Origin of the sequence: Spirosoma sordidisoli (assembly GCF_004138325.1) — a bacterium.
Taxonomy (GTDB): Bacteria; Bacteroidota; Bacteroidia; order Cytophagales; family Spirosomataceae; genus Spirosoma; species Spirosoma sordidisoli.
In genome coordinates this window covers 1,564,592-1,589,088 of the sequence record NZ_SBLB01000001.1, presented here as the reverse complement: position 1 = coordinate 1,589,088, position 24,497 = coordinate 1,564,592, and the positions used below count along the sequence as shown (strand labels likewise).

Below are 24,497 nucleotides of genomic sequence, written 5' to 3'. Positions count from 1 at the left end.
TGTTGTACTCGTTGTGCAATAAACGCTCTTGTTTTGTCTCTTTTATCAACACTTTCGGCCGATGTGGCTGCCCGGCGCGCGAGGCTCAGGCAGCAGATCCTGACCGTAACCCCGGCATCGTTCGAGTCGCTGGCACTGGCCGTTTTCCGATACCAGGCCGAACATAACCCTATTTACCGGCAATATCTGCATTATCTGCATGTTCGGCCCGAGCAGACCTCAAGCCTGCGCGAGGTTCCGTTCATGCCGATCGGGTTTTTCAGGAACCATACCATTCTGACGGGGGTCGACCCCCGTCCCGACCTGCTAGCCGATACGCTGACGTTTGCCAGCAGCGGCACAACCGGTGCTGCTACCAGCCGTCATTATGTACCCGATCCGGCGCTGTACGATGCCGTCAGCACCCGAATTTTCGAGCAGCTCTACGGACCGCTCCGGAACGTCACTATTCTGGCCCTGTTACCCTCGTACCTTGAACGAAATAACTCGTCATTAGTGTACATGGTTCAGCGATTTATGGCGCAGACCGACGCGGACCAGAGTGGTTTTTTTCTGAATGATTTCGACGCCCTGACTACCCGGTTGCATCAGTTGCTGCAACGCCCTGCGCACAAGACCCTGCTGATCGGCGTAACGTTCGGATTGCTCGACTGGGCCGAGTCGCGGACGGATGTTTCGCTGGCGGATTATCCCAATCTGATCCTGATGGAGACAGGGGGCATGAAAGGGCGCCGGAAAGAGCTGCTGCGCGAGGAAGTCCACGACATACTGACGAGCCGAACCGGCGTTCCGATCGTTCACTCCGAATATGGCATGACCGAGCTACTGTCGCAGGCCTACTCGCTGGGGCAGGGGGTGTTTAGCCCGAGTCCGACGTTGCGTGTGCTGCTGCGCGACATCAACGATCCCTTCACGATCTATCCGGCCGCAGATGCGGCCGGGCCTGGGGCGCGGCAGTCGGGCGGTATCAACGTCATCGATTTGGCCAACCTCGATTCCTGTTCGTTTCTGGAGACCCAGGACCTGGGCCAGTACGTCGGTGCCGATGGTCATTTTCGGGTAATTGGCCGGTTCGACAATTCCGACGTGCGGGGCTGTAATCTAATGGTTCTCTGACCATAAAAAAGAGCCAGGCAACTCCCGGGGGCGCCTGGCTCGATATAGTCTTCGTCAGATTTAAGCGTACAGCTTCACGTCGTCCAGCGTGATCTCATCGCCACACATGATGATAAGGCGTTCGATGACGTTGCGCAGTTCCCGAACGTTACCGGTCCAGGGCAGCGACTGCAGATAGGCCATGCCGTCGGGCGTAAACTCCTTCGGCGTAGAGCCGTACTCGGTAGCGATGTCGTGCAGGAACTTGTCGGTCAGGAGCGGGATGTCCATACGTCGTTCGGCCAGGGGCGGAACGTGAATCACGATTACGCTGAGCCGGTGAAACAAGTCTTCGCGGAAGTTGCCGTTGACAATTTCCTGGCGCAGGTCTTTGTTGGTAGCCGCAATGACCCGCACGTTGACTTTAATCTCTTTGTCGCCACCAACGCGGGTAATTTTGTTTTCCTGTAACGCCCGCAGCACTTTGGCCTGGGCCGACAGGCTCATGTCGCCGATCTCGTCGAGGAAGAGCGTACCGCCGTCGGCCTGTTCGAACTTACCGACGCGTTTGGCCGCAGCACCCGTGAAGGCACCTTTTTCGTGGCCGAACAGTTCGCTCTCGATCAGCTCACTCGGAATGGCTGCGCAGTTTACTTCCACGAGTGGCATGGAAGCCCGGCTGCCTTTTTCGTGAATCTGTTTGGCCACCATCTCCTTACCGGAACCGTTGGCCCCGGTAATAAGAACCCGGGCTTCGGTAGCAGCCACGCGGTTGATGGTATCCTTCACCTTACGGATTGGCTCCGACTCGCCTACAATCTCGTTGAGTTTGTAAATCCTCTTCTTCAGGGTTTTGGTTTCCTGAACCAGTTTGGAGCGTTCGATGGCGTTGCGGACCGTAATCAGCAGGCGGTTCAGATCGGGTGGTTTGGTGATAAAATCAAACGCGCCACGTTTGGTTGCTTCTACTGCGTTCTCAACATTACCAAAGGCCGAAATCATTACAAACTGAGTGCTACGACTGGCTTCGTTGGCTTTCTGAAGGAGCTCAAGCCCGTTGAGCTTAGGCATTCGAATATCGCACAGAGCTACGTCGTAACTCGTTCGCATAATCATGTCTAACCCTTCTTCACCATCTTTCGCTTCGTCCACGTCATAACCTTCGTACTCTAAGATATCGCGCAGAGCCGCCCGAATTGGTTTTTCGTCGTCCACGATAATCAACTTGGCCATACAATCAGGGTGGGTTTTTACTAAAGGGTTGGTCCTGGGCGAAAATAGAGGTTTTATACCACTAACCGCAAGAACGTATCGCTAATTTTTAGCAGACCCCGTCGGAGCAGCCGTACAGACAGGCTGTTTCAACGGGGTAATCGGAGGCTCAGCACGCGCCTGAGATCGGTACGCCCATCAACCGGTCGCAGCCGGAACGAATACGTATACGGTCTGGTAGCCGGTAGTTGATACTCCGGATGAACCCGGGGTGTCCAGCTGTCGTCGCCCCCCAGCCCCATCTGCGCCAGATCTATGTTGACAACCGTAGTCTGTCCGTGTTCGGGCTGCTGCGCATACGGATGCTTCGCCTTTAGTAAAGCGGCATCGGTGTAATCACGGGCATTGATGTTGAGCAGGCCAGCCGCGGTTTTATCGCCAATGATGAGGAGGCCAACGCCTGATTCATCGGTCAGTTCGGCCCAGCGGACGTCGGTTTTGTTGCCGTTTTCCTGAGCCATCAGGTAGGGGAAGAACTGGTCGGCCACGCTGGCTTCGTAGAGCCCAACCTGCGCGGCATCTTTCCGGTCGGCATAGTTCTCGAAAGGACCACGGCCGTACCATTTTAGCTGCCTGAGACTGGCGGGTAGCTGCAGCTGAAGCCCGATTCGGGCCAGGGGGGGCAGACTGCCGCTGGGCGTGTAGGTGGTCGTTACCTGAATGTCGCCGGTGCCGTATACGAGGTAATCGGTCTGCTGCCGGATGCTGCCGCCGTTCAGGGTTAACTCGTTGATGCAGCTGACCAGTACGCGCTGCGGGCGGGCGTTGACCGTCAGGCTGACGGGCCGGGCCCGGGCGGTATCGAGACCGGCCTGGCGCCAGCGGGCCGCGTAGGACTGCTCCCCTCCGCCTTCGTCATTGTCGGTCGGTACCCGCCACAGGCTGGGTTGCAGGGGTTGGGTCAGCAGGTTGCGGCCCCGGTAAAAAAGCTGGCTCAACCCGCCGATGCGTTTGTCGAAAACGACCGCCACGTCTTTGCTGCGAATCGTTACCTCCGTGGGCGTAGAAGCCACTTTAACGGACGGAACCGGTGGTACCCCCGCTGCTGCCGAGCCGCCTGGGCTGATGGCTATCGGAAACTGGGCCGAGGCCACTTCATGACCGGCGGCTGCCCAGCTGGCCGGTTGTTTGAGCCGGACGCTTACGTTCAGGAAATACTCGGCGTCGTCGGCCGGGTTAAAGCCAGGATACGTAACGGGCAGGGTGAGCACCTGCGTCTGGCCGGGTTTGGCTACCAGGTTCGTCTCCGCACCCTGCTGAACGACTGCGCCGTTTCGGATCAGTGACCAGACCAGCCGGAATGGTTCGAGTGTCTGAAAGTCGTAGGCATTGCGCACGTTGACCCGGGCCGGACTGCCTACCGATAGCGCGGTGGGTACCGTCAGCTTCACGTACTGGTACACCAGCTTAACCTCGTTCAGCTCGGGCTGGGGCGTACGGTCGGCGTTGACGAGGCCGTCGCCTGCGTTGGCTCCGTCGATGTAGTTGATATGAGCCATGAACGGCTGCCCGGCCTTGTTGCGGAGCTGCAGGCCCTGATCGACCCAGTCCCAGATAAAACCACCCTGCATGCGGGGGTATTTGTCGATGGCGGCCCAATAGTCTTTCAGATTGCCGACGCTGTTACCCATCGAATGGGCGTATTCACAGACGATGAGCGGGCGCGTAGGGTCTTTTTCCATGAGCGCCACCATACCAGCCACGGATGGATACATGGTCGAGATGATGTCGAACTGGGTAAGCGGCTGTGTGGCCGATGCGAAATCGGTGTTGTAATTGTTACGGCCTTCGTAATGGATAGGGCGGGTTGGGTCGACAAGCCGGATGATGTTGGCCATATCGAGGAAGTTCTGGCCCATGTCGGTCTCGTTGCCCAGCGACCAGATGACGATACTCGGGTGGTTTTTGTCCCGCTCAACCATGGCCCGGCCGCGGGCTACGAACGCAGTGCGCCACTCGGGCCGGGCGGCCGGGGTCTGGCCTTTCTGCCAGAGTTCGTGGCTTTCGATGTTCGCTTCGTCGATGACGTAGAGGCCGTATTCGTCGCAGAGGTCGTACCAGTCGGTAACGTTCGGATAGTGCGACGTGCGAACCGCGTTGATGTTGAACTGCTTCATGAGCCGGATGTCTTTCTCCATCGTGGCCCGGTCAATAACCCGGCCTGTTGCCGGGTCGAACTCGTGGCGGTTGACGCCTTTGTAGGTAACCGGCTTCCCGTTAACCAGCAGCAGCCCACCGGTCAGGTTCATCTCCCGAAAGCCAATGCGCTGGCTGATGGCCTCGGTGGGCCGACCGTCGGAGCCAAGCAGCTGGGCCGTCAGGGTATACAGGGCCGGGCTTTCGGCACTCCAGAGCGCCGGGGCTTTGATGGCTTTGGTGAGTCGGAAGATGCGTTCCTGATCGGTTTCGACGGCATCGCTGGCGTCAATCGTTTCCGAGAAAATCGCCGTTTGTTTAGGATCATACAGCGTTAGCCGGAGCCGGTACGGAGCCGATTCACCCGACAGGTTCCGAACGTTGGCGGTTACTTTCAGGGTGGCATCGCGGTACTGCTCGTCGAGGTCGGTTACGACATACAGATCGCGCAGGTACGTTTTGGGCGTTGCGTAGAGGAACACATCCCGAAAAATGCCCGACAGGCGCCAGAAATCCTGATCTTCGAGGTAGCTGCCGTCCGACCAGTTGATGACCTCAACGGCCAGCAGATTCTCGCCCGGTTTCAGCTTATCGGTAATCATAAACTCGGCCGGGGTCATGCTGTCTTCGTGATACCCCACCGGCTGCCCGTTCAGGAATACGCGGCAGGTCGACTGTACGCCCGCAAAGTGCAGGAATACGTGCCGACCCTGAAAGTTGGCCGGTACGGTAAAGCGCAGTCGGTAGAGGCCGGTCGCATTGGTATCGGCGGTGATGCGCGGGGGCGTTGCCGGAAACGGGTGCTTGATGTTGGTGAAAATGGGCCGGTCGTAGGGGCGGCCTTCGCGGGCCCCCACAACCTGCCAGTTGGAGGGCACCGGCAGGTTATCCCAGCTGTTGTCGTTCAGAGCGGGCTGATAAAAGTCGGCGGGTACCTGGCTGGGGTGCTTTACCCAGCGAAACTTCCAGCTCCCGTTCAGCAGGCTGACATACGGAGAGTTGCGCCAGTCGCGGGCGGCCAGGGCCTGTTGCTCGGTGGCAAACGGGATCAGGTTGGCATGTGGCTTCTCGGTATTTCGGCTGATGACCGCTGGGTCTTCCCAGTCGGGCAGGGTTTGTGCCCAACCCGCGCGGGCGGTAGCCATCGATAAAACAAGCGCGAATAGCAGACGTTTGTGCATAGGAGGAGTGTTTTTTCGTTACCAGAACAAGGGTACGCCAGTCAACCCGTAATAAACAGGCTACTGGTGGCTGATACCCAATAGCCGCAACCCTATATTCACTTAACCATTTTACTTCGTTCCACTACTTATGAAACTACGTAGTCTGTTTCTGAGTGCCCTGCTGCTGGTCTGGGTACTGACGGCCCAGGCGCAGTCGCGTCGGCGGTCGCAACTGACGGGCCCGCAGAACAACGGTCCGGTACCGGTAGTGTCGGCTCCGGAAGCCCACCTGCTCGAGAGTCTGCGGCTGAACAGTTCGTTGCTGAACCAGGCCGTTAAATACTCAATCTACCTGCCACCCGACTATTACGTCTCCAACCGACGCTACCCGGTCGTTTATCTGCTCCACGGCTATACCGATAACGAAACGGGCTGGGTACAATTTGGCGAAGCCAACCGCATCGTCGACGAAAAGATCAGGTCGGGCGAGCTGCCACCCATGATTATTGTCATGCCCGACGCGGGCGTAACCTGGTACATGAACGACTATCTGGGCAAGGTGCGCTACGAAGATATGTTTGTTCAGGAGTTCATTCCGCACATCGACTCCATGTACCGCACCCGGACCCAGCGCGAGTACCGGGCCGTTTCGGGCCTGTCAATGGGCGGGCACGGCTCGCTGCTGCTGGCCATGCATCATCCCGATCTGTTTGGCTCGTGTGCAGCTCTCAGCGCGGCTGTCTTTACCGAAGAAAGCATTGCCACCACGCCCGACGAGCAGTATGACCAGGTGTTTGCGGCTCTGTTTAGCGGTCCGGTCAAAGGCGAAGAGCGAATCACGACCCATTTTAAACGCAACAGCCCGCTTACCCTGGCCCGGTCGGCTCCCGAAAACGATCTGAAAAAAGTGCGCTGGTACATGGATTGTGGCGACGATGACTTTCTGAGCGCGGCCAACGCACAACTCCATATCGAACTGCTCAAGCGCAAAATTCCGCACGAATACCGCGTCCGCGACGGAGCTCATACCTGGACCTACTGGCGAACCGGTTTACCAGACGCCCTGTCGTTCATAGCGCGAAGTTTTCAGCGGGACTAGCCGATCTGGAGCTGCACACCGAAAAGGCCTTCACGAGAGGCCTTTTTTTATGGCCTTAGGGCTGGCGGATGGGCACGATAGCCTCGGTCTGGTCCCAGGTCAGGAGCATGTCGGCGCCGTTGCTGGCCGGTACAAAACTGATCAGAAACTGCTCCATCGGCGGGGTATGCGGACGCGTGTTTACCTGTACGCGCATCACGTCCTGCTTTTGGTCGTAGTTGGTGCCCCACTGCCCGGTTTCGCCATTGATGATCACCGTCCAGCCCTGTGGCGACGGAATGGTCCAGAGCGAGTAGTCGCCGGCCTTGAGTGACTGCCCCGCCAGGATAACGTCCTGCCCCAGGTGAATAACGGTTGCTTCGTTTGCGCCGGTGCGCCATACCTCACCGTAGGGAACCAGCCCGCCGAAGATTGGCCGGCCTTTGCGGGCGGGGCGGCAATAATCGACTTTCAGCGTGAAGCCGTTCTGGTCGAACTGAGCGACGGCTTCGGGGCTGGCCGATTTGGTAAAGGTGCGCAGGGCGAAGAAGGCTACGATCAGCACGGCCCCAATGATAGCCAGAATGATACCAATGCGTTTCATGATAGTTAGGGTGGTTTTTAACGGAATGCGCGCAAGTTAGTGGTAATCTTTAACTTGACACGATCATCCCGGCTATGCCCCGTTTAGCTGTTGAGGCCGATATAACCGGTGGCGGGCGCTGGGGCCTCCGAGAGAGGTTGATCTGACGCCCCTTCTGTACATGATTTTGTCACGCTGCCGCAGCAGGCATCCGGGTCATGAACGCCCGGAATACGGTCTGCGGCAGCGTGACACGAAAAGCAACGGCAACTCTGGTCTGTCAAACGGGAAGAAGCCGTAGTTGTCGGTTCGTTCGTTGTCAGTCAGGACATTAAACCATTTCTTTCTTCAGCCGGTCGCGGAGCTGGAAGAGCTCGTCGCGCAGCCGGGCGGCTTCGAGGAAGTCGAGGTCTTTGGCGGCCCGCTCCATTTTGGACTGGGTTTCGTTGATGACCTTTTCGAGATCGTTTTTACCCATGTACTGAACCACCGGATCGGCGGCAATCCGAATCTCTTCGGGCTCGACATAAAACTGACGGACTTTCGAGTCGGCCACTTTGGTCTGCCCCATAATCGACTCGCGCGATTTCAGCACCGTTGTTGGTGTGATGCCGTGATCGGTGTTGTACTCGATCTGGATGGCCCGGCGCCGGTTCGTCTCGTCGATCGCCTTTTGCATGGACCCCGTAATGGTATCGGCGTACATAATCACCTTGCCATTGGCATTCCGGGCAGCCCGGCCGATGGTCTGGATGAGCGAGCGGATGTCGCGCAGAAAACCTTCTTTGTCGGCGTCCATGATCGCTACCAGCGACACCTCGGGTAAGTCGAGGCCTTCGCGAAGCAGGTTCACGCCCACCAGCACATCGAAGTTGCCAAGCCGCAGGTCGCGCAGGATCTCCACCCGATCGAGGGTTTTCACTTCGGAGTGGATGTAGCGGGTTTTTATGCCCACCCGTTCGAGGTATTTGGTCAGCTCTTCGGCCATGCGCTTGGTCAGCGTCGTAACCAGTACCCGCTCCCCGGCTTTGACGCGGGCGTCGATGGATTCGAGCAGGTCGTCGATCTGGTTCAGGCTCGGCCGGACGTCAATTTCGGGGTCGAGCAGACCCGTTGGCCGGATCAGCTGCTCCACGACAACCCCTTCGGCTTTGCGGAGTTCATAGTCTGATGGCGTGGCCGATACATAGATCGTCTGGCCCGACAGGTCTTCGAATTCCTGGAAGGTAAGGGGCCGGTTGTCCATGGCGCTGGGGAGTCGGAACCCATAGTCGACCAGGGCCGTTTTGCGGGATCGGTCACCCCCCCACATGGCCCGAATCTGCGGAATCGTCACGTGGCTCTCGTCAACAACCAGCAGGTAATCATCCGGGAAATAGTCGAGCAGACAGAACGGGCGCTGGCCGGGTTTGCGCCGGTCGAAGTAGCGCGAATAGTTCTCGATACCGGAGCAGTAGCCCAGCTCGCGCATCATTTCAAGGTCGAACTCGGTTCGTTCCTTGATGCGGGTCGCTTCCTGCTCGCGAAACTCCGACTCGAAGTAGCGTACCTGCGAAACCAGATCGTCCTGAATTTCATAGATGGCGTTGTTGAGCGTATCGCGACCCGTCACGAACAGGTTGGCCGGGAAGATAGTCACCAGGCTCTCGTTCGAAATTTTCTTGCCGGTCGAGGGGTCGATTCGCTGAATGGATTCGATCTCATCACCGAAGAAAATGACCCGGTAGGCAAAATCGGCATAGGCCACGTAGAGATCGACCGTATCGCCTTTGACGCGGAAGTTGCCGCGCTGAAACTCACCTTCGGTGCGGCTGTACAGAATCTCGACCAGCTTGTGGAGAAACGCGTTGCGGCTCATCTGCTCGCCAACCCCGATGTTGACGACGTTGCGCTTAAACTCATCGGGGTTGCCCATACCGTAGATGCACGATACCGAAGCCACCACGATCACATCGCGCCGACCGCTCATCAGGGCCGACGTGGCCGACAGCCGGAGCTTGTCGATCTCCTCGTTGATGGCCAGGTCTTTCTCGATATAGGTGCCGGTGGTGGCGATGTAGGCTTCGGGCTGGTAATAGTCGTAGTAGGAGATAAAATACTCGACGGCGTTATTAGGGAAAAACTGCTTGAACTCACCATACAGCTGGGCTGCCAGCGTTTTGTTGTGACTCAGCACCAGCGTCGGCCGGTTGGTCCGGGCAATCAGGTTAGCTATAGTGAACGTTTTTCCTGATCCGGTAACACCGAGTAGCACCTGTGCGGGCTCGCTCTCCTGTATACCCTTGATCAATTGCTCAATCGCCTTCGGCTGATCGCCGGTGGGCTGAAATTCAGAGGTTAATTCGAAGTTCATTCGTAGCGTTGTAGAATCTGGCTAATTTACGCAAAAACGGCCGCGATAGCAAGGTTGTTTCCGGTAATAACCACAAGCGATACAAAGGCATTTTCAGTGCCGGGATCAGCTTAGCCCTATTTTTGCAGGAATAGCTATAGCTCGGTGTGAACCCGGGCTTATATTGCTCTTTTTTATAATGGCCACACCCCGGTATGGACAATAGATATCAACCAAGAGCGCAGGTTCAATACGTACGGAAACAGCCAGTCTGGGTGTTTTGCCTGCTCTCCTTTTTTACGTTTGGCCTGTACACGATGTACTGGCTGTATCGAAACTGGTGCTTTTTCAGAGATGCCTACGAGTGGGATATTTACCCGTTCTGGCGCGCTGTGTTCAACGTATTTTTTGTCCATACGCTGCTGGAACACATCAACGATCTGGCCATGGAGAAGGGGCATCCCGGCATCAGCAGTAACGGGTACGCAACCGGTTACGTGATTTTCGAGATCCTGCAGCGGGTGCTGAATCGGACCATGCCGGACTACGTCGTGCTGATTTATCTGCTCCTGCTGCCGTTTGTATGGCTAGTTCCTACCGTGAAGCAGCTCAACTATATCTATGAGCAGGCCAATCCGGACACGTACCATCCGCCTTTTACCCCCCGCGAACTGGTGGCCCTGATGATGGGCGGGCTGGTGATTGCCCTGGCGGTGCTGGGTCTGCTCACTACTTAGCCGATCTCCCGTTTCAGGATAACCAGCAGCCCTTTGGTGGCTCCCTGCGGCCGGTTCAGATCGACGGTGGAGGTGACTTCCCAGCCTTCGCGACCCAGTTCGTTCAGCTTGTCGTTCAGTTGCTGGGAGTCAATCTTATTGTTCCAGAAACCACTGGTGTCTACTTCAAGGGTCAGGTATTCGAATCGTTTCATAAGCGTAGCTGAAAAAAAGCCCCCGCGTTTCGGCAGGGGCTTCAAGATACAAGAAAACGTCAAATTGGTTTACCCAACGCTGCCTTCAAGGCTGATGGCGAGCAGCTTTTGTGCTTCCACAGCAAACTCCATGGGGAGCTGATTGAGCACCTCTTTGGCGTACCCGTTGATGATGAGCGCCACAGCCTGCTCGGTCGGAATGCCGCGCTGGTTGCAATAGAACAGCTGGTCTTCACCGATTTTTGAGGTAGTAGCCTCGTGCTCGACCGTGGCCGATGGGTTGTTTACCTCCAGATACGGGAACGTATGCGCGCCACATTTATCGCCCAGCAGCAGCGAGTCGCACTGCGAATAGTTACGGGCGTTTTCGGCCCGTTTCAGTACCTGCACCAGCCCGCGGTATGAGTTCTGGCTCTTGCCGGCCGAGATGCCTTTCGATACAATCCGGCTCTTCGTATTCTTACCGATGTGGACCATTTTGGTGCCTGTATCGGCCTGCTGCATGTTGTTGGTAACGGCTACCGAGTAAAACTCCCCGATCGAGTTATCGCCTTTCAGGATAACCGATGGATATTTCCAGGTAATGGCCGAGCCGGTTTCAACCTGAGTCCAGGAGATTTTGGCGTTCGGACCGTCGCAGATACCGCGTTTGGTAACGAAGTTATAGATACCGCCTTTACCGTCTTTATCGCCGGGGTACCAGTTCTGTACGGTCGAATACTTGATTTCGGCGTTCCCCATCGCAATCAGCTCGACAACGGCTGCGTGGAGCTGATTTTCATCGCGCATGGGTGCCGTGCAGCCTTCCAGATAGCTCACATACGACCCTTCGTCAGCAATGATGAGCGTCCGTTCAAACTGGCCCGTTCCGGCTGCGTTGATCCGGAAATAGGTCGACAGCTCCATCGGGCAGCGAACCCCTTTGGGAATATAGCAGAACGAACCGTCGGTAAACACCGCTGCGTTCAGCGCTGCGAAGTAGTTGTCTTTGGCGGGTACTACCGAACCCATGTATTTTTTCACCAGCTCGGGATGCTCGTGAACCGCTTCGGAGATGGAGCAGAAAATAATGCCCCGCTCAGCCAGGTCTTTCTTGAACGTGGTGGCTACCGAAACCGAGTCCATCACGGCGTCGACCGCTACCTGAGGCCGTTCGCCCTGGGGTTCGTCGATGACGCCGGCCAGCCGCTTCTGTTCGCTGAGCGAAATGCCCAGTTTATTAAACGTGTCGAGCAGTTCGGGGTCGATCTCGTCGAGGCTGCCTACGGTTTTCTTCTGCTTGGGAGCCGAGTAGTATTTAATGGCCTGATAGTCGATTTTGGGGTATTTGACATTGGGCCAGTGGGGTTCAGTCATCTCCTGCCAGAGCCGAAACGCCTGGAGCCGCTTTTCCAGCAGCCAGTCGGGTTCGTTCTTTTTGGCCGAGATAAACCGGATGGTACTTTCGTCAAGACCTACGGGAGCCTCGTCGGCTTCAATGATGGTCTCGAATCCGTATTTATACTCAGAAGTAGTGATGCTTTCTAAAATCGCAGCGTCCTTGCTCATAGTGTCGGTTGGTCGCGTAGTTTGTTGCGTCCTTACGGTATAATTTTAACAATCAGTTGGGTAGGTGCGTTCCGGGCAAACAGAACAAATATCGGAAAGTTTCCCTGAATATGCCTACTCAGCCCGTTATACGCCGGTCTGATTACGGGATACGTAAGCCGGCGGCCCAGGTCGGTCGGGTTGCTGTCTGGCCAAAAAAAGAAGGTCGTGGCTTACCGATTCTTTTCTGTAATCGGTTGAGCCCATTGCCGATGCGGTCCCGGCCCACGATCGGACCGGCGCTGCGTTCGTGACCAGAAACCAGCGGGCCGGGTCGATCCCGGGCCTGTATCCGGATCAACCCAGCCCGCTGGAATAGTATTCTGTTGGGGCCGCTATGGCGCAGCTATGGCCATATGGTTACCGTCGACCCCGATCGTCGAGGCCGCGCAGGGCCAGGTAAAAGGCGATGACGTAGATGAGCTGGGTACCAGCGCTTTGCCAGTCCTCTTTCAGAGTGGTACCGAAGAGCAGCGCGCTGATGGTAAGCCCGCCGATGAAGTAGCCCCAGCGACTAAACTGCCCGCCCAGCAGGATCAGCACGCCACTGGCAAACTCCACGAAAGGAAGCGTGTAGAGGAAGACATTGGTCAGTATCGCAGGCAGGATGGTATTGGCAAAGCCGGCGCCGGTTTTAGCGACGAACGCGCTGAGTTTAGGAATGCGTACCAGACCGTGCATGAGCATGTTGATGCCCAGTCCCAATCGGATAACAAGTTGAGCAAGTTGCGTATTGGTCATGGGGATAGGCCTGTCTGGTCGGGGATTGGAGCGGGTTTAGTTATCGCCTTCTTCGTACTCGACGTCGACCTGCCCGGCTTCGACATCTTCTTCGACCAGCAGGTCGTCGTTAACTCCGTTGGCATCGGCGTCGGACTCGTTGACTTCTTCTTTGATGGGTTCCGGTCCCTGGTCCCGCACGGGGTTGATGCCACCGACCTGGGGTTCTCCGGTGTTGGCTTCCTGCGCCTGGGCCAGCAGTTGAGCCACGCCCTGGTTATCGTCGTCGGCAGGGTTATAAGATTGGTTGTCGTTGGGGTTCATAACGTGGTTGGTTTGGTTGATTACCTCCTGTCGGTGGTCATAGACCCCGACAGTGGGGCAGGCTTTGGTCGGGGTTTGTTCAGGCGTTTACTTTACCATCGTCAGCCCTGCCGGGGTCTGCGACCACCGACAGGGCTTGGATCGGCTACTTCCTGTCGGTGGTCGCAGACCCCGGCAGTGGGGTAGGGATAAACTTTTTAAATTCTTCATTCACCAGCCGGGTGCAGGCTCTATACGCCACCTGACCGGGTTACGTGGCCGCCGAGGGCGTAGTTGTCGTCCTGGTGGTGATCGTGCTCGCCGGTCGGGTCGCCATCTTCGTCAACGGGTTCATCGTCGGTCAGGGCTGCCTCTTCTGTATCGCCCTCGTCGTCATCGTCGATGGCTGCGCCACTCTGACTACGGAAGTTCTCGGGATCGATGCGACCGATGCGTGAGCCGATGAGTTCGGTATCACCGTCGCCGGGGGTAAGATGATCGATTAATGTATTCATGGTCGTTGAGTATGGTTCTTTGCTGAATAACCCGGTAGAACCTGGAAAGGTTAGACTTATCGATCTATGTGTTTCATTTTCTGACTCTTGCGTGTGATGAGATTTTTCCTTCTACTCATTGCCGGACTCCTGCCGGGCTGGCTGTGTGCCCAGGCCGAGCGTGAGCCGCTGTTTACCTCGTTCGACGGGACCCGTATCCATTACGATGTGATCGGAGTCGGTCAGCCCGTTGTGCTGCTGCATGGCTTCATCACCAATGGCGAAAGCTGGAAACGCGCCCCCGTCCGGCAGGCGCTGGCCGACGCGGGGTTTCGGGTCGTTACGCTCGACCTGCGGGGTAACGGCCGCTCCGACCGGCCCCATACGGCTGAGGCTTATCAGCACGACGCTGAACTGAAAGACGTCATGGCGCTGATGAAACACCTCGGCCTGACAAATTACGATGTGGTCGGCTATTCGCGCGGGGCCATCCTGACGGCTAAGCTGCTGACGATGAAAGCCCCCGTCCGGCGGGCGGTTATGGGGGGCATGAGTGCCGACTTTACCGACCCTAACTGGTACCGGCGCAAAAACTTTTTCGAAGCCCTGACCAAACCCGGCTCGCATCCGGAGTTGCAGGAGGCCGTTGCCTACGCCAAACGAAGCGGAGCCGATACCCTTGCGCTGGCCCGGCTGCAGGAGTTTCAGCCGACGGCCAGTCGGGCCGAACTGGGGCGGATTACGGTGCCGCTGCTGGTCGTTAACGGCGATCAAGACCACGACAACGGCGATCCGCAGTCGCTGATCGATATCGTGCCGGGGGCGCGGCTGGTTACGGTGCCGGGTACCCATAATACGGCCATGAGTACCCCGGCTTTCGCGCAGGCGGTGCTCATGTTTCTGAAGCAATAAGCGGTTGGTGAGACTTTAACAGAAGCGTAACATGACCGTGATTTTTTGCGTCTACTTTTACGAAAACGTCTTTCTTATGCGTCGACTTCTGCTTCTTATCGGCTGTACACTCTTCGGTATGTACGCGGCTTCTGCCCAATCAGCCCAGCGCCTGACGCTGCCCAACGGCTGGAGCCTCACACCTTATGGTCGCTCACTGCCGCTGGGCGATCTGCCGCTGAATCTGGCGGTTTCGGCCGACGGCCGACGGCTGGCGGTGACCAACAACGGACAGAGTACCCAAACGATTCAGCTGATCGATATCGCGGGCGAAAAACTGCTGAGCGAAGTCGAGATCGCCAGGTCGTGGGTTGGGCTGCGTTTCACCCCCGATGGCAAACGGCTGCTGGCTTCGGGAGGGAACGACAACCGGGTGCTGATCTACGACGTATCGGACAATAAGCTCGTCAAAACCGACTCGGTCGTGCTGGGGAAACCCTGGCCGGTCCGGATTTCGGTGGCGGGCGTCGAGACGGATCGGAGCGGCAAAACGCTCTACGCCGTCACCAAAGATGACAGCATGTTGTACGTCTGCAACCTGGCCACGAAGCAGATCACCAGCCGCATCAAACTGCCGGCCGAAGCCTATACCTGCCAGCGGTCTCCCGTCTCGGACGAACTTTATATTACGGCCTGGGGCGCCGACAAGGTGCTGATCTACGATCCCGGCCAGCAGAAGCTAACCGGCGAGATAGCCGTAGGAAGCCGCCCGAACGACCTGACCTTCAGCCGCGACGGCAAGTATCTGTTTGTGGCCAACGCCAACGACAATGCCGTATCGGTCATTGACCTGAAAACGCGCCGGGTACTCGAAACCGTAACGACGGCGCTCTATCCCGACGCGCCGGCGGGCAGTACGCCGAACGGACTGGCGCTGACCCCCGACGGTAAAACGCTGCTGGTAGCCAATGCCGATAACAACTGCCTGGCGGTGTTTGACGTGTCGAAGCCGGGGCGGAGCCGGTCGCTGGGCTTCATCCCAACGGGCTGGTACCCAACGGCCGTGAAGGTGGTGGGTAAGAAAGTGCTGGTAGCCAATGGCAAAGGGTTCTCCTCGAAGGCCAACCCCAACGGCCCCAACCCGTATAAACGGCGCGAGTCGGGTACCGAATACATAGCCGGTCTGTTCAAAGGAACGCTGTCGATCTTTACCCTGCCCGCTGCCAAAGAGATGGCAACGCTGTCGAAACAGGTTTACCAGAATACGCCCTATACCAAAGAGAAAGAGAAGCTGGCAGCCGGCGAAGCCAACTCACCCATTCCGAAGCGGGTAGGGGAGAAGTCGGCCCAGATCAAGTACGTGTTCTACATCATCAAGGAAAACCGTACCTACGATCAGCTATTTGGCGATATGCCCGAGGGCAATGGCGATACGTCTTTGTGTATCTTTCCGGAAAAAGTTACCCCTAACCACCACGCGCTGGCCCGGGAGTTTGTGCTGCTGGACAACTTTTACGTCGATGCCGAGGTGAGCGCCGACGGGCATAACTGGAGCACGGCCGCCTACGCCAACGATTACGTGGAAAAGACCTGGCCCACCAGCTACGGCGGGCGGGGCGGCACCTACGATTACGAAGGAAGCCGCCCCATTGCGTACCCTAAAAAAGGATTTATCTGGGATTACTGCCAGCGCGCCGGGTTGCGGTATCGCAGCTACGGCGAGTTTGAAGCCTACTCCAAACGGAAAGGGTCGGCACTGGACGGTCGGTTTGTGCCGAACTATCCCGATTATGACCTGAAGATCAAAGACATTGAGCGGGTCGAAATCTGGAAGCGCGACCTCGATTCGCTGATCGCACGCGACGCGGTACCACATTTCAGCAGCATCCGGCTCGGTAACGACCACACCAGTGGCGCCCGCATCGGTGCGCCTACCCCGGCGGCTCATGTGGCCGACAACGACCTGGCGCTGGGCCGTTTTGTCGACCATCTGTCCAAAAGCCCAATCTGGAAAGAGTCGGCTGTGTTTGTGCTCGAAGACGACGCGCAGAACGGAGCCGACCATGTAGACGCCCACCGCTCTCCCGCCCTCGTGATCAGCCCCTATACGAAGCGAAACCACGTAGAGCACAGCATGTACTCGACGTCGGGCATGCTCCGCACCATGGAACTGATTCTGGGCCTGCCGCCCATGAGCCAGTACGACGCAGCCGCAACACCGATGTTCGCCTGCTTCACGAACACCCCCAACCTGACGCCCTACCAGCACAAACCGGCCAACATAGACCTCGAAGCCAAAAACACGGCCATGACCGAACCAGCCCGCCAGTCGGAAAAAATCGACTTGCGCTATGCCGATAAAATCGACGATCGGCTGTTCAACGAAATCATCTGGAAGGCCGTCAGGGGCGAACATGCCGTTATGCCCGCTCCGCGCCGGGGCGCTTTCCTGAACGTAGCCAAAGCCGGCGATGATGACGACGACGATTAATTGACCGAAAACCGATAGGTTCCGGCCGGTACTTCGACGACGTAGTACCGGCTATTTTTTTCGACAAACCGAAGGCCGCTCACCTGCGCAACCGGTTTACCGTTGCACAGCACCCGTTTTGCCGGCGTTCCGGTCAGCGGCAGGCCAACCGTTGCCGACTGCCTGGGCGGAATGGTAACGGTCATGTTGAGAGCCGCCGGTAGTTTGGCGATCTGCACCGACAGGGGGCCTCCCGCCGTGGGCATGGAGGCTGCGACACTCGTCAGCGAAGCCAGTTGCGGAAAAATCCGGTACTGGCCCATCCGGTCGCCCGGTTGCATACCTGCTACGTATTCGGCCATCAGCAGCAGCGGCCCACCCGACCAGCCGTGGTTATAGCCACTATTGCCATGCGCCACACCGGGCCGATCGTCGTAGGCCCACAACTCCCACAGCGTAGAGAGTCGGCTGGTGATCATGGGGCGATAGCGGGTTTTTATGCGGGCGAGGGCCATGGGCAGCCGATTCATCCGGATCAGGCTTTCGAGCACAAACTTTTCCATATACGGACTGGCGTGCTGCTGGGTCGAAAATACCTGTACGATCGCGTCGTATTTGGTCGAGTCGGCTATACCGGCCAGTACCATCAGCGCGTTGGCCCGGTCGTCGGTCTCCTGGGTATACTGCGCATGCCGGTAGGCGCTGCCGTTCCAGCAAACGGGGCTGTTGAGAAACGTACGCAGGCTGTCGAGTCGCTGCTGATACTGCCGGGCGTGGTCGGGTTGTCGGGTCAGGTTGGCGATGCGGATGGCCGTTTGCAGGGCAATGGCGTACCAGCCGTGCTGAATAAGTACCTGATCCTGGTTGGTACCCCAGTCGCCCCAGTCCCAGCCGCCCTTGCGGTAGTTGAGCTGACCGGTCGAATCGGGTTTCCAGAGTGCCAGGTACCGGCGCAGGGCGGGGTAGATATGCCGAATTGTAGCGGTGTCGTGCGTGTGCCGGAAGTACCGCCAGCTTTCGGCCATCGACATCAGCGACTGGGCCGGGAGTTCCTGCTTCCAGTTGGTTTCGGGAACCGGATTGTAGATGATACTGTCGGGGCGCTGCCAGTCGGCCAGGTTCAGCAACAACTTACGCCCCAGCGCCGTACTGTTCGAGTCCAGGGCGTAGAACGTCTGGCCCATCTGCAGGGCCGCGTCGCCCGCCCACTGCGCCCGTTCGCGGTCGGGGCAGTCCATGAAGTTGTCGCGCATGTTGAGGTAAAGCGATCGCTGCGCTTTAGTCCAGAGGGTATTCAGCATGGGGTCGCTGCACCGGAACGACCCGGCAAAGGCGCTGTTGTAGCCCGTTTCCCGGTACTGCACCGCCACGACCGTTACGCTTTTAGGGAGTGCGTACCGGATTTCGTGACCCGACAGCCAGCCGAGCGACTCGTAGGTCTGCTGGCCCGCCCGGGTAATATATTCGGCCCCGTTGGTGTACAGCGAGTCGCTGCCCGATGCGCCCATGAAGTAGGTGTCGGAGCCGATCATGATACGCTGGCCAGCGGGGGCTTTAACGGTCAGTACGGGCGAAACGTGGCAATCGTAAGGCAACGTGCCGATCAGGGTGTCGGGCCTGTTTGCCTTGCCGATGCGTCGCTGGGTGCGTACGTAGTTCTTCAACCCATGATCTTTAAACAACGGAATCGGACGTTTGGTGAGCTGCCCCCAGGGCGCGTTACCCGCCCGACCTACGATAAACGCACGCGGCCATGCACTATCGTCATAGTTGTCTGTGTACCAGCCAGTTATGTCATTCCGGGCGTTGAAGCGGATGTTGGGTTCCGACAGCCGGAAGTTGGGCTTCGATAGCTGCGAAGGCTCGTAGGCCGGGTGGAGCTGGGCTTTCCAGCCGAAGCGGTTGAGGAAAGGACCGGCGCTGGTCTCGCAGTCGAAGAGCAGCCCGGTGCGACCGCTGTTGCGGTGGGAGAAGCCTTTACCGCCCCAGAACCAGACCAGCACCGCAATCGTGTTGGAGCCGGGTTTCAGATAAGGGGCCAGATCGATTTCGTCGTAGTACGTATCGCGCGGATTGGGCCCGCGTTTCAGTCCGCCCTCGTAAACCACCTGCCGGCCGTTGACCCACAGCCAGTATTTACTGTCGACCGCAATTCGGGCTATGACCTGGTTGGGTACCGCGCGCAGGCTGGCCGTTTGCCGGTAGCAGTGCCAGCTGTTGGGGGCTGTCGAGTCGGCCGTTGAAGTGGTGAGCCAGAGGGCCTGAAAAGGTTGAGCGTGGGTAGCTACAGCTACCAGTACAAGCAGGAGAACGGGCAAAAATCGCATAGGTAAAGGCATCGGTTTCGGGCCGGAAGATACGTTTTTCCGCCTGCTCCCCGTATACAGTCCGGTTGCCGGCAGGGTAGTCTGCCAGTAGATCGTTCGGAGGGAAGCGCCTGTCCGGGTCAGACAAACAGCACATTACCGGATGCTCATGATGCGCAGAGGGGTGTGCTATTTTTTTGCACCTTGCCAACGCCCTGGCCCCTCCTGTATGGGTAACATCATCCGCGCCAGCGCTTCCTGTAATCTCCTTTCCAGCCAGAACGAACCGATCATGTTGAAGACAAATTTCCAGACGGAGCTCATACCGCCCGCTCCGGTAAAACGGGGCCATACAGGGGCCGATGTCCGGCGGGTGCAGGAGTGGCTTTGCCTGAACGCACCCTTTTTTCCGACGGTAGCCCTGGCCGTTAAGATCGACAATGACTTCGGACCCGCCACCGAACAGGCCGTCAAACGGTTTCAGGAACGGGTACAGCTATCGCCAACGGGCGTGGTTACCCCGGCGGTATTCAACCGGCTAACCCGGCCACTCAGCGCTGCTTTCACGATGGCTGAGCCCCAGCCAGGGCAGTCGGTGCGGGAGCTGATCGTAGCGGTAGCGGCCCGGCACCGGAGCCAGTTCGCGGCCGAGCTGCAAACCAGTACGCGCACGACTAATCTGGGGCCCTGGGTACGCAGCTACTGCGAGGGGCTGGAAGGACCCGATATACTGTGGTGCATGGGGTTCGCGCAAGCCATACTCGATCAGGCCTCGTCGGCTGTGGGCCGGGTGTTTACGAGTCTGATGCCCCGTTCGCTTAGCTGCGATGAGGTCGCGCGGGCCGGCCAGAACAGCGGCCGACTACTGAGCAGCCCGACGGTTCGGCAAAACCCCGCCCGCGTGCGCCCCGGCGATTTGTTTCTGCTCCGTAGAACCGTTCAGGGCAAGCCCGACTGGTTTCATACCGGTATCATCACCGCCGTGGGGGATGGCGTCTTTTCGACCGTCGAGGGCAACACCAACCAGACCGGTTCGCCCAACGGGACGGCCGTATTTGCCCGCGTCCGCAACTTCCGCCAGCAAACCCTGGACGTTTTCTCGGTCGAGGATCTGTAAGGCAATCCAATCGGTCGGGTATCGATTCTGTTCTGATTTATAGACTATTATTTCAGGAATATAGAAATCGTAGGAATGTGTAGGGTGCGGTATGGCAACGGCCTGCTATATTGGTTACTGAAGTAATCAGTTGATTTGGTATCTTGCCTTACAAACCTATACGTATGCGTCGATTTGTACTGCTGTTTCTCTGCGCAACGGCTTTTCTGCATTCGCTGTCAGCGCAGCGGGTTCAACTACCGGTCGAGGTAATCAAAGACCGCTGGGGCGTTAACCATATCTACGCCCGCAACGAACACGATCTGTTTTTTGCCCAGGGGTATCTGGCCGCGCAGGATCGCCTTTTTCAGCTGGAAATGTGGCGTCGGCAGGCAACGGGAACGGTGGCCGAACTGCTTGGTCCGCAGGAAGTAAAGCGCGATGTCGGTACGCGGCTGTTTCGGTATCGAACGGGCGGAGCAAACGGTACGCTCGACCAGGAGCTGATCCATTACCACCCGCGTGGCCCACAGATTGTGCGCGCGTTTGTTGAGGGCATCAACGCCTACATAACCGAGATCCTGAAAACGCCCGAAAAGCTGCCGTTCGAGTTTCGGGTGCTCAATACCAAGCCCGGTTTCTGGACGCCTGAGGTGGTCATCAGCCGTCACCAGGGCCTGCTGGGGAACGTTCGCGACGAGCTGAACTACGGCCGGCTGGTCAAACTGATCGGGCCCGAAAAGCTGCGTAGTCTCCAGTGGTTTCATCCGGCGGCCAGCCCCGCAGAGCCTGATCTGGCGCTGCAGGTGAACGGCGATGAGCTGTTTCAGCCGATACTGGGTCTGTACGAAGCGTTCCGGCTGCCGCTCAAGTTTCAGGGGCGGGCTACCAAAGCCGACGAGGACGAAGCGCAGACAGATGCCTATTTCGATACCGAGAAGCAACACGTTGGCTCGAACAACTGGGTGCTGGCGGGCAACAAATCGTCCAGCGGGTATCCCATGCTGGCCAACGACCCCCACCGGGCCCAAAGTACACCCTCGCTGCGATACTGGGTGCATCTGCACGCGCCGGGCTGGAACGTGATCGGAGCAGGCGAGCCAACCCTGCCGGGCGTGTCGATCGGTCATAACGACTACGGCGCCTGGGGACTGACCATCTTCGAAACCGATAACGAAGACCTGCTGGTGTACGAAACCAATCCGAAGAACCCCAATCAATACCGCTACAAAGGCAACTGGGTACCCATGACGGTTCGGACCGAAACGATTCCGGTCAAAGGCGGTACGCCTGTTAGGGCCGAGCTGAAATACACACGCCACGGCCCGGTAGTGTTCGAAGACAAAGCCGCCCATAAGGCCTACGCCATCCGGGCGGGCTGGCTCGAACGGGGGTGCGCGCCTTACCTGGCCAGTCTGCGGATGAATCAGGCCCGGTCGTGGGCCGAGTTCCGACAGGCCTGTACCTACAGCCGGATTCCGGGCGAGAACATGATCTGGGCGGGTCGTCCGCTGGCCGGTAAAACGGCCGAACCCAACGGAACCATTGGTTGGCAGGCTGTCGGACTCTCGCCCATCCGGAAAAACTTCAGCGGGCTGGTGCCCGTACCGGGCGATGGCCGGTTCGAGTGGGGTGGGTACCTGCCCATCCAGCAACTGCCCAACAAACTCAACCCGCCCGAAGGCTATGTGGTAACGGCCAACAACAACCTGACCCCGGTCAGCTTTCCAAACCGGAACGCCATCGGCTGGACCTGGGCCGCTCCCAGCCGCGCCCATCGGATCGAGGAGGTGCTGGGCGACGGCAAGCGGCAGAACCTGGTCGATTTCATGGCGCTCCAGGCCGATTACCTGTCCATTCCGGCCCGTACGCTGGTGCCGCTGCTGACCCATCTGGCTTCGTCCGAAAACCGCACCGAGCAGGCCTTGAGCTACCTCCGCAAATGGGATTTTCGACTCAACCCCGAGTCGGTGGCAGCCGCTATTTACGTGGCCTGGGAAGGGGAGCTGAAGAAAGCCGTTTATGAAGCGCAGGTGCCCCAGAACGCCCGGACTTACCTGCGCAGTCTGCCCTCGAAACGGGTCATCGACGCGCTGCTGGTGCCGACCCCCGCCCGCGACAGTCTGTTGCTGACCAGCCTCGACCGGGCCGTGGCCGACCTGACCACCCGCCTGGGTAACGACATGGACGACTGGAGCTACGGCCAGCGCAAGAACAAGCACATCACCATTACCCACCCATTGAGCGATCTGGTTGACAAAGCCATGCAGAAGCGGATTAACCTGGGGCCGGTGGCGCGGGGTGGCTACGGCGAAACCGTCAACGCTACCGCCAACGACCTGAACCAGACCCACGGAGCCTCGTTCCGGATTCTGGTCGATACCGAAGATTGGGACAAAACGCTGGGTATCAATAGCCCCGGTCAGTCGGGAGATCCCGAAAGCCCGCACTATGGCGACCTCTTTCCGCTCTGGGCCGAGAATGGGTATTTTCCGGTATTCTTCTCGCGGGAAAAGATTCAGTCGGTAGCCGAGCGCACTATACTGATTAAGCCCTGATAATTAGTTGGTTGTGCCGCTTGTACACAAACGATAACCCCGGGCTTTCTTTTTGGGTTTTGTCTGTATATTGTTTTTATATGTTCGATTAGGTAGAGAAAATTACTCAACTAAACCATAATCCATTCATGCCCTGGCGTATCATTCTGTCGTATGCCGTACTGACCAGCAGTATTCTATCGGTGCTGGTCGGGTGTTTGCTCTGGCGCAAGAAACAGCCGAGCGCCTACGTGAACCGGCTGCTGTCATTGCTCCTGCTCATGTACGGGTACATCGGGTTTATAGGCTCGCTGCTGGTAAATGGCGGTATTTTGCAGGTTCCGCATCTGTTCCGGACGGCGGCCCCGCTGCATTACATGACAGGCCCCATGATTTACCTGTACGTTCGAGCATCGCTGCGGGCCGAATCGCGGTTCGACCGGCGGTTTCTGTGGCTGTTTGCGCCCGCCCTGTTCAACGCCATTGAACTGATTCCCTTCTATTGCCAGAGTACAGCCTACAAGATTGCTCATCTGAAATCACTGCCGTTGACGAGCAACTCGCTGGCCCGATTTACCGAAGGCCTGCTGCCGCCCATGGTCAATACGGTTGGGTATACCCTGTCGGGGATTATCTACGCCCTGCTGGCCGGACAGCTGTTGCTGAGCTACCGGCGTAGCCAGACGTTTTCCCGATTCAGCAACCCGACCTATGCCAACTGGATTACCACGTTTGTGCTGATTCACGTAGCGGCCAATGTCGTCTGGCTGCTGATTATGCTGTTTGTCTGGCAAACGCCCTGGGCTAACCAGGCTATCAATATGGTGTTTGTCGTTACGCAGCTGTCGGTCTGTCTGTATATCATTCAGCGGCCAACGCTGCTTTACGGCGCTTACTGGTTCTCACCGGCCGATCGACTGAGTCCGGTTGCCAGTCAGACCGCCGGTCAGCCGGTTTTGCCGGCGCCAGCCCGGCCGGGGGCCGAACCCATCAGGAGCGTTCGGCCCGCAGAGTCGGCCAGCCGCGACGACTGGGAAGAGGATGTGCAGGACAAACTGCGGGTGCTGGAGCAGTACATGACTACCAACAAGCCCTACCTGCAGCCGCGCCTGTCGCTGACCGATGTGTCGGTGGCGGTAAATCTGCCGCCCTACCTGCTCTCGTCCATGCTGAACCGGGTGCTCGACGTCGAATTTCGGGACTATGTCAACGAGTACCGGGTTCGGTACGTCTGCCAGCTGATCCAGAGTAATCAGTTTAGCCATCTGACGCTGGAAGGGATCAGCGCCCTGGCGGGTTTTTCGTCGAAAACAACGTTCTATCGCGCTTTTCAGAAGCATATGGGACTAACGCCCGCCCAGTATTCGCTGCGCCACGTACAGCCGCTGCAGGGGGGCGCATCGGCCCCGGTTGCCTGATTCTTGTTTCACACTTTGAATTCGGAACCAACCCGGTCCCTGATTTGAGATTCGGTACGTACCAATACGATTGTTTTGCACTGTG

The 24,497-nt window shown here is 58.0% G+C and carries 18 protein-coding genes; 8 read left to right on the top strand and 10 right to left on the bottom strand.

Annotated features, from left to right (window positions below):
- The first annotated feature begins 33 nt into the window (after positions 1-33).
- Entirely contained in the window at positions 34-1,116 is a 1,083-nt protein-coding gene (locus tag EQG79_RS06795; protein ID WP_129600840.1) for an acyl transferase, read from the top strand.
- Positions 1,117-1,176: 60 nt separating this feature from the next.
- On the opposite strand, the gene EQG79_RS06790 is transcribed toward EQG79_RS06795, so the two are convergent.
- Both EQG79_RS06790 and EQG79_RS06785 read right to left on the bottom strand, forming a co-directional pair.
- On the bottom strand, positions 1,177-2,328 hold the full coding sequence (locus tag EQG79_RS06790; protein WP_077920846.1) for a sigma-54-dependent transcriptional regulator: 1,152 nt from the start codon (positions 2,326-2,328) through the stop codon (positions 1,177-1,179).
- Positions 2,329-2,456: 128 nt separating this feature from the next.
- Positions 2,457-5,684: a glycoside hydrolase family 2 TIM barrel-domain containing protein gene (locus tag EQG79_RS06785; protein WP_129600837.1), complete on the bottom strand. Its 3,228-nt coding sequence runs from the start codon at positions 5,682-5,684 to the stop codon at positions 2,457-2,459.
- A 130-nt stretch (positions 5,685-5,814) separates the two neighbouring features.
- On the opposite strand from EQG79_RS06785, the gene EQG79_RS06780 reads away from it, so the two are divergent.
- Positions 5,815-6,765, top strand: a complete 951-nt coding sequence (locus EQG79_RS06780; protein ID WP_077920848.1) for an alpha/beta hydrolase — start codon at positions 5,815-5,817, stop codon at positions 6,763-6,765.
- 55 nt (positions 6,766-6,820) lie between these two features.
- On the opposite strand, the gene EQG79_RS06775 is transcribed toward EQG79_RS06780, so the two are convergent.
- Together EQG79_RS06775 and uvrB are read right to left on the bottom strand one after the other, a co-directional pair.
- A complete protein-coding gene (locus tag EQG79_RS06775; RefSeq protein ID WP_077920849.1) occupies positions 6,821-7,348 on the bottom strand; it encodes a DUF2911 domain-containing protein in 528 nt (175 codons plus the stop codon).
- Between the two features lie 310 nt (positions 7,349-7,658).
- Entirely contained in the window at positions 7,659-9,680 is a 2,022-nt protein-coding gene (gene uvrB, locus EQG79_RS06770) for an excinuclease ABC subunit UvrB (protein WP_077920850.1), read from the bottom strand.
- A gap of 194 nt (positions 9,681-9,874) precedes the next feature.
- Between uvrB and EQG79_RS06765 the strand changes: the two genes are divergently transcribed.
- Positions 9,875-10,396 carry a hypothetical protein gene (locus tag EQG79_RS06765; protein ID WP_129600835.1) on the top strand — a complete coding sequence of 174 codons (522 nt, stop codon included), beginning with the start codon at positions 9,875-9,877 and terminating at the stop codon, positions 10,394-10,396.
- Here EQG79_RS06765 and EQG79_RS06760 read toward each other — a convergent pair.
- The 5 genes from EQG79_RS06760 to EQG79_RS06740 form a co-directional block, all read right to left on the bottom strand.
- A complete protein-coding gene (locus EQG79_RS06760) occupies positions 10,393-10,590 on the bottom strand; it encodes a DUF4177 domain-containing protein (RefSeq protein WP_077920925.1) in 198 nt (65 codons plus the stop codon). The genes EQG79_RS06765 and EQG79_RS06760 overlap by 4 nt on opposite strands.
- A 69-nt stretch (positions 10,591-10,659) precedes the next feature.
- Positions 10,660-12,138 (bottom strand): Fe-S cluster assembly protein SufB, encoded by a 1,479-nt coding sequence (sufB, locus tag EQG79_RS06755; RefSeq protein ID WP_077920852.1) that lies wholly within the window; start codon positions 12,136-12,138, stop codon positions 10,660-10,662.
- 399 nt (positions 12,139-12,537) lie between these two features.
- Entirely contained in the window at positions 12,538-12,918 is a 381-nt protein-coding gene (locus tag EQG79_RS06750) for a DoxX family protein (RefSeq protein ID WP_077920853.1), read from the bottom strand.
- Between the two features lie 36 nt (positions 12,919-12,954).
- A complete protein-coding gene (locus EQG79_RS06745) occupies positions 12,955-13,221 on the bottom strand; it encodes a hypothetical protein (protein ID WP_077920854.1) in 267 nt (88 codons plus the stop codon).
- Positions 13,222-13,451: 230 nt separating this feature from the next.
- Positions 13,452-13,715: a hypothetical protein gene (locus tag EQG79_RS06740; protein WP_077920855.1), complete on the bottom strand. Its 264-nt coding sequence runs from the start codon at positions 13,713-13,715 to the stop codon at positions 13,452-13,454.
- A 96-nt stretch (positions 13,716-13,811) separates the two neighbouring features.
- Between EQG79_RS06740 and EQG79_RS06735 the strand changes: the two genes are divergently transcribed.
- Positions 13,812-14,606 carry an alpha/beta fold hydrolase gene (locus tag EQG79_RS06735; protein ID WP_077920856.1) on the top strand — a complete coding sequence of 265 codons (795 nt, stop codon included), beginning with the start codon at positions 13,812-13,814 and terminating at the stop codon, positions 14,604-14,606.
- 76 nt (positions 14,607-14,682) lie between these two features.
- Positions 14,683-17,076, top strand: coding sequence for a beta-propeller fold lactonase family protein (locus EQG79_RS06730; RefSeq protein ID WP_170315643.1), 2,394 nt, complete (start codon positions 14,683-14,685; stop codon positions 17,074-17,076).
- On the opposite strand, the gene EQG79_RS06725 is transcribed toward EQG79_RS06730, so the two are convergent.
- Positions 17,073-19,382 carry an alpha-L-rhamnosidase-related protein gene (locus EQG79_RS06725; RefSeq protein WP_165358844.1) on the bottom strand — a complete coding sequence of 770 codons (2,310 nt, stop codon included), beginning with the start codon at positions 19,380-19,382 and terminating at the stop codon, positions 17,073-17,075. The genes EQG79_RS06730 and EQG79_RS06725 overlap by 4 nt on opposite strands.
- 271 nt (positions 19,383-19,653) lie before the next feature.
- Between EQG79_RS06725 and EQG79_RS06720 the strand changes: the two genes are divergently transcribed.
- The 3 genes from EQG79_RS06720 (at position 19,654) to EQG79_RS06710 (ending at position 24,412) form a co-directional block, all read left to right on the top strand.
- Positions 19,654-20,478, top strand: a complete 825-nt coding sequence (locus EQG79_RS06720; RefSeq protein ID WP_129600829.1) for a peptidoglycan-binding protein — start codon at positions 19,654-19,656, stop codon at positions 20,476-20,478.
- Positions 20,479-20,642: 164 nt separating this feature from the next.
- On the top strand, positions 20,643-23,015 hold the full coding sequence (locus EQG79_RS06715) for a penicillin acylase family protein (protein ID WP_129600827.1): 2,373 nt from the start codon (positions 20,643-20,645) through the stop codon (positions 23,013-23,015).
- A gap of 128 nt (positions 23,016-23,143) precedes the next feature.
- Positions 23,144-24,412, top strand: a complete 1,269-nt coding sequence (locus tag EQG79_RS06710) for a helix-turn-helix transcriptional regulator (protein WP_129600825.1) — start codon at positions 23,144-23,146, stop codon at positions 24,410-24,412.
- Positions 24,413-24,497: the final 85 nt, after the last annotated feature.